Genomic DNA, 16660 nt, shown 5'->3' with positions numbered 1-16660 from the left:
AGAGATCCCCCCGGTCAGTGTACGGCGGGCAGGTGTGCCCGAGGCAAGGGAGCCCGTCGCGGCGCTCGTCACGCCCGCCCGTCGGGTCCTCGCCCGCGCGGCCCGTCACGGTAGCGTCGCGCCATGGACGTGCGATGGGAAGAGGCGGGCTGGGAACGGCTGACCGGACGCGCCGGACGGCTGCGTCTCCCGGTCTGGGACTGCACCGCGGGGCTGGTTGTGGGGGACGACGCGGTGCTGCTGGTGGACCCCGGGTCGAGCGTCCGCGAGGGTGCGGGACTGCGGGTTCGGGCCGAGCGGCTGACCGGCCGCCGAGTGACCCATATCGCATTCACGCACGGACATTTCGATCACGTCCTGGGCGCGTCGGCGTTCGCCGGGGCGGAGGTCTTCGGCGCGGTCGGACTGGACGGACTGCTGGGCGGCCCGGCGGGCCGGGAGGAACTGCGCGGGGACGCCGTGCGCCACGGACTGCCGGAGGAGGACGCGGCCGGGTCGGCGGAGCTGCTCACGGCCCCCCGGCACCTGGTGTCGGGCGAATGGACCCTCGAACTCGGCGGGGTGCAGGTGCTCCTGGCCAACGTGGGGCCGGGGCACACCCGCCACGACCTGGCGGTGTTCGTGCCCGGCGGCGGCCGGGAGGTCGTCTTCTGCGGGGACCTGGTGGAGGAGTCCGGGGAACCGTCGGCGGGCCCGGACGCGGTGCCCCGGCAGTGGCCGGCGGCCCTGGACCGGCTGCTCGCCCTGGGCGGCGAGGACGCGCTGTACGTGCCCGGCCACGGGGCGGTGGTGGACGCGGCCTTCGTGCGTGCCCAGCGCGCCACACTGGCCGAGCGCTTCGGCGTGTCGTCTTGATCTCCGGGCGGGTGCCCCTACCCTCGGCCGGATGCGTGAGTACTCCCCCGATCTGACCCCCGCGTGGAAGCGCCCGAAGCCGGTGCCGGAGGTGGCGGCCGAGCCCGATCTGGTGGTCGAGGTGGCGGGTACGGACTTCTGCGGGGCGGTGGTGGGCTGCGAGGCCGGCACGGTGACGTTGGAGGACCGCTTCGGCAAGCGGCGGGTGTTCCCGCTGGAGCCGCGCGGGTTCCTGCTGGACGGCGCGGTGGTGACGCTGGTCCGCCCCTCGCGCGCGCCGGCGGCCCCGGCCCGGACGGCCTCGGGTTCGCTGGCGGTCCCGGGGGCGCGGGCCCGGGTGGCCCGGGCGGGCCGCATCTACGTGGAGGGCCGGCACGACGCCGAGCTGGTGGAGCGGGTCTGGGGCGACGACCTGCGGATCGAGGGCGTGGTCGTCGAGTACCTCTCCGGGATCGACGACCTCCCGGCGATCGTCGCCGAGTTCGGCCCCGCGCCGGACGCCCGCCTGGGCGTCCTGGTGGACCACCTGGTCCCCGGCTCGAAGGAGTCCCGCCTGGCGGCGCAGGTGTCCGCCGTCCCGGACGTCCTGGTGGTGGGCCACCCGTACGTGGACGTCTGGCAGGCGGTGAAGCCGTCCGCCCTGGGCATCCCGGCCTGGCCGGTCGTCCCGCCGGGCCAGGACTGGAAGACGGGCGTCTGCCGCGCCCTGGGCTGGCCGGAGAACACGGGCGCGGCCTGGCAGCACGTCCTGTCCCGGGTCACCTCGTACCGCGACCTGGAGCCGACCCTCCTGGGCCGGGTGGAGGAACTGATCGACTTCGTGACGGCCCCCGCCTGACACCGCACCGCGCCGTACGCGGCGGAGCCGTGGCTGCGCCGTACGCGGCGGAGCCGTGGCCCCACCCCACACTTCACCCGTTCACCGTGGCTCCGCCCCGGACCCCCGTAAGGGGTCCTGCCCCCGTGTCCGACTGCGGGCCGGCCGTGGCCGGTCGCGCCGTTCCCCGCGCCCCTGACGGGGCGCGGCCCCGGTGAACGGGAAAAGGGGCAAGGGCCCGCAGGGCGGCGGGAAGCCGCGCTAGTCGACCAGGTCGCGGACGACCGCGTCGGCCAGCAGCCGCCCGCGGAGGGTGAGGACGGCGCGGCCGGCCTCGTACGGGGCCGGCTCCAGGAGGCCGTCGGCCAGCGCACGGCGCGACGCCGTCAGGCCCGCCGGCGCCAGCAGGGACAGCGGGACGCCCTCCAGCAGCCGCAGCTCCAGCAGGATCCGCTCGACCCGCCGGTCCTCCTCGGAGAGGACCTCCCGGCCCGCTCCGGGGGAGCGGCCCTCCGCCAGCGCCGCCGCGTACGCGCCCGGGTGCTTCACGTTCCACCACCGGACCCCGCCCACGTGCGAGTGCGCGCCCGGTCCCGCGCCCCACCAGTCGGCGCCGCGCCAGTACAGCTCGTTGTGCAGGCAGCGGCCCGCCTCCGTGGTGGCCCAGTTGGACACCTCGTACCAGCCGTAGCCCGCCGCGGCGAGGGTCTCCTCGGCGATCAGGTACCGGTCGGCGTGTACGTCGTCGTCGGTCATCGGGACCTCGCCGCGCCGGATCCGGCGGGCCAGCCCGGTGCCCTCCTCGACGATCAGCGCGTACGCCGAGACGTGGTCGGGGCCGGCCCCGATCGCCGCGTCCAGCGAGGCCCGCCAGTCGTCGTCGGACTCGCCCGGGGTGCCGTAGATCAGGTCCAGGTTGACGTGCTCGAAGCCCGCCGCCCGCGCCTCGGCCACGCACGCCTCCGGCCGCCCGGGGGTGTGCGTGCGGTCGAGCACCTTCAGCACGTGCTGCCGGGCGCTCTGCATGCCGAAGGAGATCCGGTTGAAGCCGCCGGCCCGCAGCTCGGCCAGGTATTCCGGCGTCACCGACTCCGGGTTGGCCTCGGTGGTCACCTCGGCGTCCGCCGCCAGCCCGAACTCGTCGCGGATCGCGCCGAGCATCCGGACCAGGTCCCCGGCCGCCAGCAGGGTCGGCGTACCGCCGCCCACGAACACGGTGCGCACCTCGCGCGGGTCGTCGCCGAGCACCTTGCGGGCCAGCCTGACCTCGTCGGTCAGGGTGTCGGCGTAGTTGTCCCGGGAGGCCAGCACTCCGCCGGTGCCGCGCAGCTCGGTGGCGGTGTAGGTGTTGAAGTCGCAGTACCCGCAGCGCGTGGCGCAGTACGGCACGTGCAGGTAGAAGCCGAGCGGGCGCGCCGCCGCGCCCCGCAGGGCATGCGACGGCAGCGACCCGTCCTCGGGCACGGTCTCACCATCGGGCAGGGCGGAAGGCATGGGTCCATTGTCCCGCACCGCCCGGCATGCCCCGGGCCGGGCGGCGGGCCCCCCGGCCGTGAGGGGCCGCGCACCGGCCGTGCACCGGTCGTGCACCGGCCGGCGCCTCCGGCCCGCACCGGACGGCTCTCGGCCGCCCGCGCCCCGCGTGCTACGCCTCGCGGGCGCCCTCGTACATCTCGTCGATCAGGTGCTTGAACTCACGCTCGACGGCCGGTCGCTTCAGCTTGAGGCTGGGCGTGAGGTCGCCGTGCTCGACGTCCAGGTCGCGCGGCAGGATGCGGAACTTCTTGACGGTCTGCCAGCGCTGCAGGCCCTCGTTGAGGGTCTGGACGTAGGTCTCGACGAGCCGGTTGGTCTCGGGGGCCGCGACCACCTCGGCGTAGGACTTGCCGCCCAGGCCGTTCTCGGCGGCCCAGCCGAGGAGGGAGGGCTCGTCCAGGGCGATCAGGGCGGTGCAGTAGTTGCGGTCGGCGCCGTGCACCACGAGGTTGGAGACGTACGGGCAGATCGCCTTGAACTGGCTCTCGATCTCGGACGGCGCGACGTACTTGCCGCCGGAGGTCTTGATCAGGTCCTTCTTGCGGTCGGTGATCCGCAGGTAGCCGTCGGGGGACAGCTCGCCGATGTCGCCGGTGTGCAGCCAGCCGTCGGATTCGAGGACCTCGTCGGTCTTCTCGGGCTGGTTGTGGTAGCCCTCCATGATGCCGGGGCCGCGCAGCAGGATCTCGCCGTCGTCGGCGATGCGGACCTCGGTGCCGGGGAGCGGCTTGCCGACCGTGCCGGTGCGGTACGCCTCGCCGGGGTTGACGAAGGAGGCCGCGCTGGACTCGGTGAGGCCGTAGCCCTCCAGGATGTGGATGCCGGCGCCGGAGAAGAAGTAGCCGATCTCCGGGGCGAGGCCGGAGGCGCCGGAGACGCAGGCGCGGAGGTTGCCGCCGAACGCCTCGCGGATCTTGCCGTAGACGAGCCTGTCGGCGATCTTGTGCTTGGCGGAGAGCGGGAAGGGCGCGCCCGCCTTGCCGGTGCGGTGGAAGTTGTCCTGGCTGACCTTGGCGTACTCGCGGGCCACCCCGGCGGCCCACTGGAAGATCTTGTACTTGGCGCCGCCGGCCGCCCGGGCCTTGGCCGCGACCCCGTTGTAGACCTTTTCGAAGATGCGCGGGACGGAGGCCATGTAGGTCGGCTGGACCACCGGCAGGTTCTCGATGATCTTGTCGATCCGGCCGTCCACGGCGGTGACGTGGCCGACCTCGATCTGACCCGAGGTGAGCACCTTGCCGAAGACGTGGGCGAGCGGCAGCCACAGGTACTGGACGTCGTCCTTGCCGATCAGGCCGGTGGCCACCATCGCCTTGGCCATGTACGACCAGTTGTCGTGCGGCAGCCGTACGCCCTTGGGCCGTCCGGTGGTTCCGGAGGTGTAGATGAGGGTGGCGAGCTGGTCGGCGGTGATCGCCGAGACCCGCTCCTTGACCGCCGCCGGGTGCTTCGCCAGGTACTGGCTGCCGCGCTTCTCCAGGTCGGCGAGGGACAGCACCCAGCCCTCCGGGTCGCCCTCGGCGGGTACGGCGTCGGCCGCCTCCAGCACCACCACGTGGCGCAGCGAGGGCAGGCCGGCCCGGTGCTCGCGGGCCTTGGCCAGTTGGGCGGCGTCCTCGGCGATCAGCACCCGGCTGTCGGAGTCGGAGAGGATGAAGGCCGACTCGTCGGCGTTGGTGCTGGGGTAGATGGTGGTGACCGCTCCGCCGGCGCACATCACGCCGAGGTCGGAGAGGATCCACTCGACCCGGGTGGCGGAGGCCAGGGCCACCCGGTCCTCCGAGCCGATCCCGAGCTCGATCAGGCCGGCGGCGATGGCGAAGACCCGTTCGGCGGCCTCTCCCCAGCTGAGCGATTTCCAGTCGTCGGGCCCCCGGCCGGCGGCCGAGGGGACCGGATAGCGGTACGCCTCGGTGTCGGGGGTTGCTGCGACACGCTCAAGGAAGAGGGCCGCCACGGAGGGCGGGCGGTTCTCGATCATCGTCTGTGTGTCGCTCACGACATCCTCCGGACCACGCGGCAGGGCTTGTGTAACTGGCGAGTAACCAGTGATCAGGGTAGGGGGCCGCCCGGCCGGTGCGTAAGGGCCCGCGGGCGGCCGATTCATAACGAAAGAAGCCCCCGCGCCGGAGCGCGGGGGCCAATTCCGTATGAGCGGTGACGAGTCGGCGGCCGTCCGGCGGGGCGGCCCGTGACGGGCCGTCACCCGCCCCGGCCGCCGGGACCGCCCGGCGGCTACTTCTTCTTGGCGCCGGACTCGTCGCTGGACAGCACCGCGATGAAGGCCTCCTGCGGGACCTCCACGGAGCCGACCATCTTCATCCGCTTCTTGCCTTCCTTCTGCTTCTCCAGCAGCTTCCGCTTACGGGAGATGTCACCGCCGTAGCACTTGGCGAGGACGTCCTTGCGGATGGCCCGGATGGTCTCGCGGGCGATGACGCGGGAGCCGATGGCGGCCTGGATCGGCACCTCGAACGCCTGCCGCGGAATGAGCTCGCGCAGCTTGGCGACCAGGCGCACGCCGTAGGCGTAGGCGGCGTCCTTGTGGGTGATCGCGGAGAACGCGTCGACCTTGTCGCCGTGCAGCAGGATGTCCACCTTGACCAGGCTGGAGGCCTGCTCGCCGGTGGGCTCGTAGTCGAGGGAGGCGTAACCGCGGGTCTTGGACTTCAGCTGGTCGAAGAAGTCGAAGACGATCTCGGCGAGCGGGAGGGTGTAGCGGATCTCGACCCGGTCCTCGGAGAGGTAGTCCATGCCGAGGAGGGTGCCGCGCCGGTTCTGGCACAGCTCCATGATCGAGCCGATGAACTCGGTGGGCGCGAGGATCGTGGCGCGCACGACCGGCTCGTAGACCTCCGAGATCTTGCCCTCGGGGAACTCGCTCGGGTTGGTGACCGTGATCTCGGTCTTGTCCTCCAGGACCACGCGGTAGACCACGTTGGGCGCGGTGGCGATCAGGTCGAGGCCGAACTCGCGCTCCAGGCGCTCACGGATCACGTCCAGGTGCAGCAGGCCGAGGAAGCCGACGCGGAAGCCGAAGCCGAGCGCCGCCGAGGTCTCCGGCTCGTAGACGAGCGCGGCGTCGTTGAGCTGGAGCTTGTCCAGGGCCTCGCGCAGCTCCGGGTAGTCCGAGCCGTCGAGCGGGTACAGGCCCGAGAAGACCATCGGCTTCGGGTCCTTGTAGCCGCCGAGGGACTCGGTGGCGCCGTTGACCTGCTGGGTGATGGTGTCGCCGACCTTGGACTGGCGGACGTCCTTCACACCGGTGATCAGGTAGCCCACCTCACCCACGGAGAGACCGTCGGCCGGCAGCATCTCGGGCGAGTTGGTGCCGATCTCCAGGAGCTCGTGCGTGGCGCCGGTGGACATCATCCGGATGCGCTCGCGCTTGTTGAGCGTGCCGTCGACCACACGGACGTACGTGACCACACCGCGGTACGAGTCGTAGACCGAGTCGAAGATCATCGCGCGGGCGGGGGCGTCCTTGACGCCGACCGGGGCCGGGACGGTCTGGACCACGCGGTCGAGCAGCGTGTCCACGCCGAGGCCGGTCTTCGCCGAGACGCGCAGGACGTCGTCGGGCTCGCAGCCGACCAGGTTCGCCAGCTCCTCGGCGAACTTCTCCGGCTGGGCGGCCGGCAGGTCGATCTTGTTGAGGACCGGGACGATCGCGAGGTCGTTCTCCATCGCCAGGTACAGGTTGGCGAGGGTCTGGGCCTCGATGCCCTGGGCCGCGTCCACCAGGAGGACGGTGCCCTCGCACGCGGCGAGGGACCGGGAGACCTCGTAGGTGAAGTCGACGTGCCCGGGCGTGTCGATCATGTTCAGGATGTGGGTCTTGCCCTGGCCGTCACCCGCGGTGGGCGCCCAGGGCAGACGGACCGCCTGCGACTTGATCGTGATGCCGCGCTCACGCTCGATGTCCATGCGGTCGAGGTACTGGGCACGCATCTGCCGCTGGTCGACGACGCCGGTGAGCTGGAGCATCCGGTCGGCGAGGGTCGACTTGCCGTGGTCGATGTGCGCGATGATGCAGAAGTTGCGGATCAGCGCCGGGTCGGTACGGCTCGGCTCGGGCACGTGGCTGGGGATGGCGGGCACGCAGTGTCCTGATTCTCGGGTTCTCGGGTCTCAATTCGGAACGTTACGCAGGCCACCATGGTCCCATGCTTGCGCCACTGCGCTCGGTTTGGGCCGTCCAATGGGCTCCTGGTAACGTGGGCAGCTGTGTCTGACATGCCCTCTCAGCGCGCCGGACACAATCCGAAGATCAAACTCTGAACCTGAAAAGGCTCTTTCGTGGCGAACATCAAGTCCCAGATCAAGCGGAACAAGACCAACGAGAAGGCGCGCCTGCGCAACAAGTCGGTCAAGTCCGAGCTCCGTACCTTCATCCGCAAGGCCAACGAGGCCGTCGCCGCCGGTGACGCCGAGAAGGCCACCGCTGCCGCCCGTGCCGCGTCGCGGAAGCTGGACAAGGCTGTCTCCAAGGGTGTCATCCACAAGAACGCCGCCGCCAACAAGAAGTCGGCGCTGGCCTCCAAGGTTGCCGCTCTCTGAGCCTGAGCACTTCGATGTGATCGCCGGAAGGGACCCAGCGGGCCCTCTCATCCGCTCCTGACCGGCACCCAGCGCCGCACGCGGCCTGCGTTCGCCACGCGGGTGCGGCGCAAAAGATCCAAACGAGGCCCCGGCCGCCGCCCTTCCCCAGGGCGCCGGCCGGGGCCTTCGTCATGCCCCGCACGTGTCCGGCCGGGGTGCGGCGCGCGATCCGCCGCCTCAGGCCGAAGGCATGGGAGGAGATCCACGCGAGGCCCCGGCCCGCAGCGGGGATCGGATCCGCCGCCTCGGCCGGCTGATCAGCGCGGTGGGAATCATCGCGGCCGTCGCCCTCGGCGTCCTGGGGGCGTCGGCGACCGCCCACCGCGATGACGCGGCGCCACCCACGGAGACGACCGCGACCGGCAGCAGGTCCCCCGAGCCGCAGCAGGCCGTTCCCTCCCCGCCGGGCGGGTCGCCGGAGGCAACGGCCACCCCGACCGCGCCACAGTCCACCCGGACCGGCGGAGCCCATGCCGCGCCCACCGACGGCAGGGCGTGCCGTCAGGTGACACCGCTCGTGAACGGGACCGCGGCGCAGGACCTGCAGACGGCCGCACCCGCCGCGTCAGCGAACCCCTGGAGCCAGGCCGCGACGACCGGCGGAATCGTGGTGGCCGGGCTCGTCGGGATCAGCGGGCAGGCCCTGCTCTGGAAGGAACACCTGCGCAAGGCGCGGGAGGCCGCCGGCGGCGACGGGCCGGACTCCCCCGTCAGTACGCGGCACGACGGGCGCGGGCCGCGCGGGCAACGGCGACGACGGCTTTCTCCAGAGCGTACTCGGGATCGTCGCCGCCGCCTTTGACGCCGGCGTCGGCCTCGGCGACCGCGCGCAGGGCGTCGGCGACACCGTCGGCCGACCAGCCGCGCATCTGCTGGCGGACCCGGTCGATCTTCCACGGGGGCATGCCGAGGTCCCGGGCGAGGTCGCCGGGGCGGGCCCCGCGCGGGGCCGAGGCCAGCTTGCCGATGGCACGGACCGCCTGGGCGAGCGCACTGGTGATCAGGACCGGGGCGACACCGGTGCCCAGCGACCAGCGCAGCGCCTCCAGTGCCTCGGCGGCCCGGCCCTCGACCGCGCGGTCGGCGACCTCGAAGCTGGATGCCTCGGCGCGGCCCGTGTAGTAGCGGCCGACGATGGCCTCGTCGATGGTGCCCTCGACATCCGCGCACAGCTGCGCGGCCGCGCTCGCGAGCTCGCGCAGGTCGCTGCCGATCGCGTCCACCAGGGTCTGGCACGCCTCCGGCGTGGCCGAGCGCCCGAGCGTCCGGAACTCGCCCCGGACGAACGCCAGACGGTCGCCCGCCTTCGTCATCTTCGGACAGGCCACCTCCCGCGCGCCCGCCTTCCGCGCGGCGTCCAGCAGGGCCTTGCCCTTGGCCGCGCCCGCGTGCAGCAGCACGAGGATGATCTCCTCGGCCGGCGCGCCGAGGTACGCCTTCACGTCCCTGATCGTGTCCGCGGACAGGTCCTGCGCGTTGCGGACGACCACGACCTTCCGCTCGGCGAAGAGCGACGGACTGGTCAGCTCGGCGAGCGTGCCGGGCTGCAGCTGGTCCGGGGTCAGGTCGCGGACGTCGGTGTCGGGATCCGCGGCACGGGCCGCCGCCACGACCTCCCGCACGGCGCGGTCGAGCAGCAGCTCCTCCTGCCCCACCGCGAGGGTGAGCGGGGCGAGCGGATCATCGGTGGAGTTCTTCCTGGTGGCCATCGGCTCCAGCATCCCACGGCGGACCGACACTCCTCCGCGTGCCCGAGAATGGTGCGGTGAACCTGCGACATGTACTGGTCCTGCCCGACCGCGACGCCGCCGAGGAAGTGGCCGAGGAGCTCACCGGCCGCTTCGGCCTCGCCGAGGAACCGCAGTTGGTGCGGGACGCCCTGGCCGGCGAGGACGACGCCGAGGACGCCCAGTGGCTGGTCGTGGTCGAAGACCCCGACGGCCGCTTCGACCCCGGCGCCCTGGACGCCCTCGCCGACGAACACGAGGGCTGGCTCGAAGCCCCGTAGAGCCCGCGTCCGACCCTGCGGAGCACGGTCGGACGCGGCGGCGGGGCTCAGGCCTTGCGGACGATCTGGACGTCCAGTTCGACCTCGACGCTCGAACCGATCGCCGCGATGCCCTGGGCCAGCATCGACTGCCAGTTCAGGGCGAAGTCCTCGCGGTGCAGCTCGGCGGTGGCCCGGCAGGCCGCGCGGGGCTCGCCCTCCAGACCCGTGCCGAGGCCCAGGTACTGGGTGTCCAGGGTGACCGAGCGGCTGGTGCCGTGCAGCGTGAGGGCCCCGGCGACGGCCCACTTGCTGCCGCTGCGGTGGATGAACCGCTCACTGTAGAACTCGACCGTCGGGTACCGGGCCGCATCCAGGAAGTCCGCCGAGCGCAGGTGGTCGTCCCGCAGCCGCACACCGGTGTCGATGCTGGCCGCGTCGATGATCACGTGCATGGAGGAGTCCTCCATGCGGTCGGCTATCCGGACCGCCCCCGCGAACGTGTTGAACCGGCCCCTGATCCGGGCGAATCCGATGTGGCGGGCCGTGAAGGCGATGGCGGAGTGGCCCGGATCGAGCTCCCAGTGACCCGGCTGCGGCAGCAGCGGCGGCTCCACCGGTTCCAGGATGATCTCCGCGGCTCCCGGCTGGGCGCCGTCGCCGACCAGGGTCGCGCCGTGGAAGGGCGCGTAGCCCTCGGCCGTCACGGACACCCGGTACTCGCCCTCCGGGAGGAGCGCGGTGAAGCTGCCGTACGGATCGGTCTCGCCGGTGACGATCCGGCGGCCGATCGGGTCCGTGACCTCGAACCGGGCCTGCCGTACCGGCTGGTGGACCGTGTCCAGGACGTGGCAGGACAGGAGACCCGCCGCGGGCGGCAGGGTCAGTGTCGCGGATGTGGACCGACCGGCACTTCCGGCCGTCTCCAACCCCCGTCGGCGACCGAACATGATGATGCACCCCCGTGCTGTGTGAACGTACTCCCCGCTTGCGAAGACGCATTCGATCATGACGGAGGGGCACGGGCAAACAGAACGCTTTCCGCCCGGCGAGCCCCCGCCCGGCCCGGTGCCGGCGCCTCCGGCCGGCCGGGACCGCCCGCACTCCCGGTCCGGAGCCGGTGACCGCGACGGAGCCGTCCGTGTCCGTCCTCAGGACCGCCGTACCGGCCTGCGCCAGCCGGTCCAGGGTGTGCGGCGACGGATGCCCGTAGCGGTTCCCGGCGCCGACCGGGACCAGGGCGATCCGCGGCCGCAACCGCTCGTGCAGGGCCGGGTCCTGATGGGCGGAGCCGTGATGGGCGACCTTGAGCACGTCGACCCGGACGAGCCCCGGATGGTCCGTCAGCAGGGCCCGCTGGGCGGGTGGTTCGAGATCGCCCGCCAGGAAGAGGGTCAGCCCGGCGGAACGGACCAGCAGGACCACGCTGGCGTCGTTGGGGCCCTCCGGCGCCGCTCCGTACGGCGGCGGCCAGAGCACCTCCCAGTCCACCGGCCCGGCCCTGCGCCGCTCCCCCGCCAGGGCCGGCAGGACCGGGATCCGGGCGGCCCCGGCGACCCGCCGGACCCACCGGGCGCGGACCGGCGGCTCCTCCAGGGTGGTGGTCTGGATCAGCCCCACGGACCGCCCCCGCAGCACCCCCGCCAGGCCGCCCACGTGGTCCGCGTGGAAGTGCGTGAGCAGCAGGAGTGGGATGCGATTCACACCCAGGACGCGCAGGCACCGGTCGGCCGGCACGGGCTCGGGGCCGGCGTCCACCACCACCGCCGTGCCCGGACCCACGGCCAGTACGCCGAGGTCCCCCTGCCCGACCGCACACTGGACGTAGCGCCAGCCCGGCGGCGGCCACCCGGTCAGCGTCCGGACCAGCGGAGGCGGCCGGAGCACCGCCACCAGCAGCAACAGCGCCACCGCGGCACACAGCCACCGGGCCCGCAGGACCCGGGCCGCCATCAGGACGGCCGACACGGTGGCGGCGGCGAGCAGCAGTCCGCCCGCCCAGCCACCCGGCCATCCCAGCTCCGCGCCCGGCAGCGCGGCACCGGCCCGGGCCACCCGGGCGATCCACCCGGCGGGCAGCCCGGCGCAGTACGCCAGCGCCTCCGCGGCCGCCATCCACACCGGAGCCACGGCCAGCGCCGCGAACCCGAGCACCGTGGCCGGTCCCGCGGCCGGCTCCGCGAGCAGGTTGCACGGTACGGCGACCAGACTGACCCGGGCCGAGAGCACCGCCACCACCGGCCCGCACACCGCCTGCGCGGCGGCTGCCGCCGCGACCGCCTCGGCGAACCGGGGCCGCATGCCGCGCCGCTGCAGGGCCCCGCTCCAGCGCGGGGCCAGGACCAGCAGGGACCCGGTGGCCAGGACGGACAGCAGGAAGCCGGGGCTCCGGGCCAGCCACGGGTCGTACAGCAGGAGCAGCAGGACGGCGGCGGCCAGGGCCGGGACCAGGGATCGGCGCCTGCCCGTGCCGATGGCCAGCAGGGTGACGGATCCGCAGGCCGCTGCCCGCAGCACGCTCGGCTCGGGCCGGCAGACCACGACGAACGCCAGGGTCAGGGCCGCCCCCGCCAGGGCGGTGCCCCGCAGGGAGAGCCCGATCCGGGGTGCCAGACCGCGGCGCTCGGCGTACTGGGCGCTGCCCGGCGGTCCGATCAGCAGGAACAGCACGACGGTGAGGTTGGATCCGGACACGGCGAGCAGGTGCAGCAGGTCCGTGGCCCGGAACGCCTCGTGGAGGTCGTCGGGCACCCGTGAGGTGTCCCCGACCACCAGACCGGGCAGCAGTGCCCGGGCGTCCCCGGACAGGCCCTCGGTGGCCTCCCGCAGCCCGGCCCGCAGGGCCCCCGCCACCCGCTGTGCGGTGTCCGGGCCGCCGACGCAGCGGGGCGGGCTCGCCCCGGGCACCCGGAGCACGGCCACGGCGGGCCCGGCGCCACGGGCCGGGGCGAGCCGCCCGGACACCGCGACCCGGGTCGACGGCAGCAGCCGGGCCCATCCTGCGTGCCGGGCCAGCACCACGACCGGGGTCCGGACCCGGCTGCCGTGCCCGTCCGGGCCGGTCACCTCGGTCAGCACCGCGTCCAGCACCACTCCGGGCGGCCCCGCCCCGGTCCGGCGGGGGTCCCCGGTCACGGTCAGCTCCGCCTCGACCCGGGCGTACGCCCCCGCCAGCCCGGGCACCGGACCGGCCCGCGCCTCGGCCCTGGCCAGGCCGGCCACACCGGCCCCGGCGGCCGCCCCGAGCAGGGCGGCCGCCACGGCCGTCCCCAGTGCCGTCCCCACGGCCCACCCCGGCCCCGCCCGCCGCGGCCTCGCCCGCCCGGCCCCCGCGCGCCCGGCCCTCGCCGGCCCCGGCCCCGCCCGCCGCGGCCCCGTCCGCCGCCGGCCGGCCCACAGCAGCACTCCGGCCCCGGTGCCCGCGAGCCCGGCCCCGAGGGCCGTCCAGAACCCCGGCACGCCCAGCGCGACCGCGGCGGCGGCCCATGCCGCCCCGGCCATCACGGCGAGCCGCAGATCGAGGGGACGGCGGTCTTCCGGCAACGCATCGGGACGTCCGCCGGCGCCGGGACTCCGGGTGTCCGGGCGCCCTGATCCGGAGGCCCCCGTGTCGGAGGCCCCCGTGTCGGAGGCCCTCGGGTCGAAGGCCCCGGTGTCGGAGGCCCTCGGGTCGTGCCCGCCGGGGGCCGGGGGGTTCACGGCCGGACCAGGGTGCGCAGATCGGCGAACCGGCGCTCTCCGATGCCGTTGACCTGACGCAGGTCCTCGACCGAACGGAAGCCGCCGCGGACGGTACGGAAGTCGACGATGTGCCGGGCGAGCACCGGGCCGACTCCCGGCAACCCGTCGAGCTGTTCGACGGTGGCCGTGCCGAGGCTGAGCGGGCCGCCGGGGGCCGGGCCGCCCTGCGCAGCGGGCGGCAGGGCGGCCGGCGCCCCCGAAGGTACGGGGGTGCCGACGAGCACGTGCTCACCGTCGATCAGGATCCGGGCCCGGTTCAGTCCGGTGGTGTCCGTGCCCGGCCGGACTCCCCCGGCGGCGGCCAGGGCGTCCGCCACCCGTGATCCGGCGGGCAGCCGCAGCACCCCGGGGGCCCGCACCTTCCCACCGACGTCCACGACGACTCGGGGGCCGACCGAAGCGGAGCTCATGGGTGTCCGGTCCGCCACCGGAACCGGAGCGGTCAGCGTGGCCGTCACCGGCTCCGGGCGGGCCGACCAGTACTGCTGCGCCGCGAAGCCGAGTCCGGCCACGAGCACGACCGTCACGGCGGCGAGCGACCGCGGCGTCGGCCCGCACCTGGCCTGCAGCCACAGGGGAAGCCGCTCCCGCACCGCCAGGCGGCGCGCGGCGCCCGGGCTCAGGCCGGCGGGGGCCGGCTCGGGCGGTGTCGGCCCGGGCGGTGTCCGACCGGCCGAAGCCGGACCGGCGTAAACCGGACGGGTGCGGAACGGCTCGTCCACCGGAAGCGGAGGCGCTGCCGGGACCGGAGGGGCCGCCGGGGTCGGGGAGCCGGTGAGCAGGGCCTCCGCGCGGCGGCGCAGCGCCTCGTGGTCGACGGGGAGGTGCCGGCGGCGGCGCGTGCGGATCCTGCGGCTGCGGAACCGGCTGTCCGAGCCCGCCGCGCGACCGGGGCCGCTGCCGGGGCCGGGGCCGGCTCCTGCCGGAGTCGCGGGGCGGGCGGCGGTCCGGGATGCGGCTGCTGTCGCGGTTGCTGTCGCGGTTGCGGTCGTGGTTGCGGTCGCCGTTCCCGCCGCCCCCGCCGTCGCGGTGCGGGGAGCGGGCGGAGCGGTGCGGGGCGTCGTGGGCGTGGGGTGCGTCTCTGATGTCATGCCACGACGGTAGGAACGCGGCCGCAGCCGCGTGCGGAACCGTCGATTCCTGTGGGCTGCCCAGCATCTGTGGATAACCGGCTCACCCTCAGGGGTGAGATCAGCGCGGCGAGATGACGGTGGCGAGGAGCCCCGGCCCGGTGTGCGCACCGATCACAGCGCCAACCTCGCTGACGTGCAGTTCGGCCAGTCCGGGCACGCGTTCGCGCAGTCGTTCCGCGAGCTTCTCGGCCCGCTCCGGGGCAGCGAGGTGGTGCACGGCGATGTCCACGCCGCCCGAACCCGCGCGTTCCACGGCGAGCTCTTCGAGGCGCGCGATGGCCTTGGAGGCGGTCCGCACCTTCTCCAGCATCTCGATGCGGCCGCCGTCCAGCTGGAGCAGCGGCTTCACGGCGAGCGCGGAGCCGAGCAGGGCCTGGGCGGCGCCGATGCGGCCGCCGCGGCGGAGGTAGTCGAGCGTGTCGACGTAGAAGAACGCGGCCATGCCCGAAGCGCGCTTCTCGGCCGCCGCCACGGCTTCGTCGGCGGTGCCGCCCGCCTCGGCGGTCTCGGCGGCGGCGAGGGCGCAGAAGCCGAGGGCCATCGCGACCATGCCGGTGTCGACGACCCGGACGGGGACGGGGGCGGTGCGGGCGGCCACGACAGCGGCGTCGTACGTACCGGAGAACTCGGCGGAGAGGTGCAGGCTGACGATGTCCGTGGCGCCGGCGTCGGCAGCCGCCCGGTAGGTGCGTGCGAACTCCTCCGGGCTGGGGCGGGAGGTGGTGACGGGGCGGCGCTTCTGCAGGGCCTGGGCGAGGCTGCGGGCGGAGATCTCGGTGCCCTCGACGAGGGCCTCGCCGCCGAGGACGACGGTGAGGGGGACGGAGGTGATCCCGTGCCGCGCCATTGCCTGATGGGGCAGGTAGGCCGTGGAATCGGTGACGATCGCGACATGGCGGGACATGAGGCGGAGGTTACCCCTAGTGGGGGTGCGGCGGCAGCAAGGGGGCGGACTACGGGTTCCGCTTGCTCGGCCGGTGGCCGGCCGGGAGGTGGCCGGGCGCCGCTGCGCGGGCCATTCCCCTCCCCGCCCTCCCCCAGACTTCGTCCGGGGGACCCCCATCCCGAAACCGGGGCGGTGCCCCGGACCCCCTCCTTCATCTGCGGGCCGGTGGGGGCCGGTCACGCAGTTCCCCGCACCCCTGGGGGGCTTCGGTCAAGCCGCGTCAGGCCGTGTCAGGTCGTTGCCTCCGGGCGCGGGGTCTTCTGCCACGGGTACTCAGGCTGGGGCTTCGACGGAGGGAGGGCCGAGGTCGGCTTGGTGCTGTGTTCGGGCGGGGTCGGGGGGTGGTTCCGGTCGTCCGCCAGGGCGGCCGCCAGGTCGTCGTCCAGGGTGTCCGGGCGGGACCAGTCGCGCAGGGCGTCCGACTCCATGCCGATCCGCGTGGAGAGGGCGGACAGGTCGTCGTCCGCGAGGCGGCGTGCGCGCTCGTGGGCGGCCCAGCGCAGCGAGTCCGCGGACTCGGTGATGCGCTGGGTGCGCTCGCGCAGCGTGGGCAGTGCGGCCTGCACCCGGGCCTTGTCCGGCTCGGCCTCCAGCCGCTTCAGTTCCTCGTCCAGCTCCCAGCCGTGCAGGCTCAGCTGTTCGAAGAGGGAGAGTGACTCCTGTAGTGACGTGTCCGTGCGCACACCGTCCTGCAGCGCCTGCTGGGTGGCGCGCATCGAGCTCCGCAGGTCCAGCCTCAGCTGTGCCAGGGCTCCGGCGACGCCCACCTGGCCGAGGCTCTTGGCCCGCAGCGCGGTGTCCTCCACCGTGCGCCGCGCCTGGGTGACCGTCCGCTCCACCCCGCGCTTCGCCGCCCCGACCACCTTGACCGTGGCGTACGCGCCGAGGCCGACGAAGGCCAGCAGCATCAGCGCGAAGATGATCAACGCGGCCTCCATGACGGGCCCCTTCCCCTGGTCGAGTGGGAGTGCGTGCACACCCATCTCCACCGTAAACGCAACGGGCAGGCCAGAGGTTCCAAACGAACCCCCAACCTGCCCGTA

The 16660-nt window shown here is 74.0% G+C and carries 12 protein-coding genes and 1 pseudogene; 4 read left to right on the top strand and 9 right to left on the bottom strand.

Features of this window, described 5'->3' with window-relative positions; genetic code table 11:
* Positions 1-123: 123 nt before the first annotated feature.
* On the top strand, positions 124-855 hold the full coding sequence (locus tag AB0O36_RS12085; RefSeq protein ID WP_365107797.1) for an MBL fold metallo-hydrolase: 732 nt from the start codon (positions 124-126) through the stop codon (positions 853-855).
* Positions 856-886: 31 nt separating this feature from the next.
* Positions 887-1693: a DUF3097 domain-containing protein gene (locus AB0O36_RS12080; RefSeq protein WP_365107795.1), complete on the top strand. Its 807-nt coding sequence runs from the start codon at positions 887-889 to the stop codon at positions 1691-1693.
* 240 nt (positions 1694-1933) lie between these two features.
* Here AB0O36_RS12080 and hemW read toward each other — a convergent pair whose 3' ends face one another.
* The 3 genes from hemW to lepA form a co-directional block, all read right to left on the bottom strand.
* A complete protein-coding gene (gene hemW / locus AB0O36_RS12075; protein ID WP_365107793.1) occupies positions 1934-3166 on the bottom strand; it encodes a radical SAM family heme chaperone HemW in 1233 nt (410 codons plus the stop codon).
* A 151-nt stretch (positions 3167-3317) separates the two neighbouring features.
* Entirely contained in the window at positions 3318-5207 is a 1890-nt protein-coding gene (locus AB0O36_RS12070; RefSeq protein WP_365107790.1) for a long-chain fatty acid--CoA ligase, read from the bottom strand.
* Between the two features lie 236 nt (positions 5208-5443).
* On the bottom strand, positions 5444-7309 hold the full coding sequence (gene lepA / locus AB0O36_RS12065; RefSeq protein ID WP_365107787.1) for a translation elongation factor 4: 1866 nt from the start codon (positions 7307-7309) through the stop codon (positions 5444-5446).
* 198 nt (positions 7310-7507) lie between these two features.
* Here lepA and rpsT point away from each other — a divergent pair, with 198 nt between their 5' ends.
* Positions 7508-7768, top strand: a complete 261-nt coding sequence (gene rpsT / locus AB0O36_RS12060; RefSeq protein ID WP_365107784.1) for a 30S ribosomal protein S20 — start codon at positions 7508-7510, stop codon at positions 7766-7768.
* A 752-nt stretch (positions 7769-8520) separates the two neighbouring features.
* Here rpsT and holA read toward each other — a convergent pair.
* The gene (gene holA / locus AB0O36_RS12055; RefSeq protein WP_365107781.1) at positions 8521-9519 is read right to left on the bottom strand and encodes a DNA polymerase III subunit delta; all 999 of its coding nucleotides are present in this window, start codon (positions 9517-9519) and stop codon (positions 8521-8523) included.
* Positions 9520-9575: 56 nt separating this feature from the next.
* On the opposite strand from holA, the gene AB0O36_RS12050 reads away from it, so the two are divergent.
* Positions 9576-9818 carry a hypothetical protein gene (locus AB0O36_RS12050; RefSeq protein WP_365107778.1) on the top strand — a complete coding sequence of 81 codons (243 nt, stop codon included), beginning with the start codon at positions 9576-9578 and terminating at the stop codon, positions 9816-9818.
* A gap of 47 nt (positions 9819-9865) precedes the next feature.
* On the opposite strand, the gene AB0O36_RS12045 is transcribed toward AB0O36_RS12050, so the two are convergent.
* The 5 genes and pseudogenes from AB0O36_RS12045 to AB0O36_RS12025 all read right to left on the bottom strand — a co-directional run bounded on the left by AB0O36_RS12045 (position 9866) and on the right by AB0O36_RS12025 (position 16555).
* Entirely contained in the window at positions 9866-10747 is an 882-nt protein-coding gene (locus tag AB0O36_RS12045) for a YceI family protein (RefSeq protein ID WP_365107775.1), read from the bottom strand.
* Positions 10748-10889: 142 nt separating this feature from the next.
* Positions 10890-13298 (bottom strand): annotated as a pseudogene (locus AB0O36_RS12040) (ComEC/Rec2 family competence protein); the annotation flags it as partial.
* A 194-nt stretch (positions 13299-13492) separates the two neighbouring features.
* Positions 13493-14629, bottom strand: a complete 1137-nt coding sequence (locus tag AB0O36_RS12035; RefSeq protein WP_365107772.1) for a ComEA family DNA-binding protein — start codon at positions 14627-14629, stop codon at positions 13493-13495.
* 100 nt (positions 14630-14729) lie between these two features.
* A complete protein-coding gene (locus AB0O36_RS12030) occupies positions 14730-15575 on the bottom strand; it encodes a DegV family protein (RefSeq protein ID WP_365107769.1) in 846 nt (281 codons plus the stop codon).
* 272 nt (positions 15576-15847) lie between these two features.
* Positions 15848-16555 carry a hypothetical protein gene (locus tag AB0O36_RS12025; protein WP_365108281.1) on the bottom strand — a complete coding sequence of 236 codons (708 nt, stop codon included), beginning with the start codon at positions 16553-16555 and terminating at the stop codon, positions 15848-15850.
* Between the last annotated feature and the right edge of the window lie 105 nt (positions 16556-16660).

This window comes from Streptomyces sp. NPDC089799 (assembly GCF_040684755.1).
Classification (GTDB): domain Bacteria; phylum Actinomycetota; class Actinomycetes; order Streptomycetales; family Streptomycetaceae; genus Streptomyces.
The sequence above is the reverse complement of the archived record's forward strand: the minus strand, read 5'-3'. Positions and strand labels throughout refer to the sequence as shown.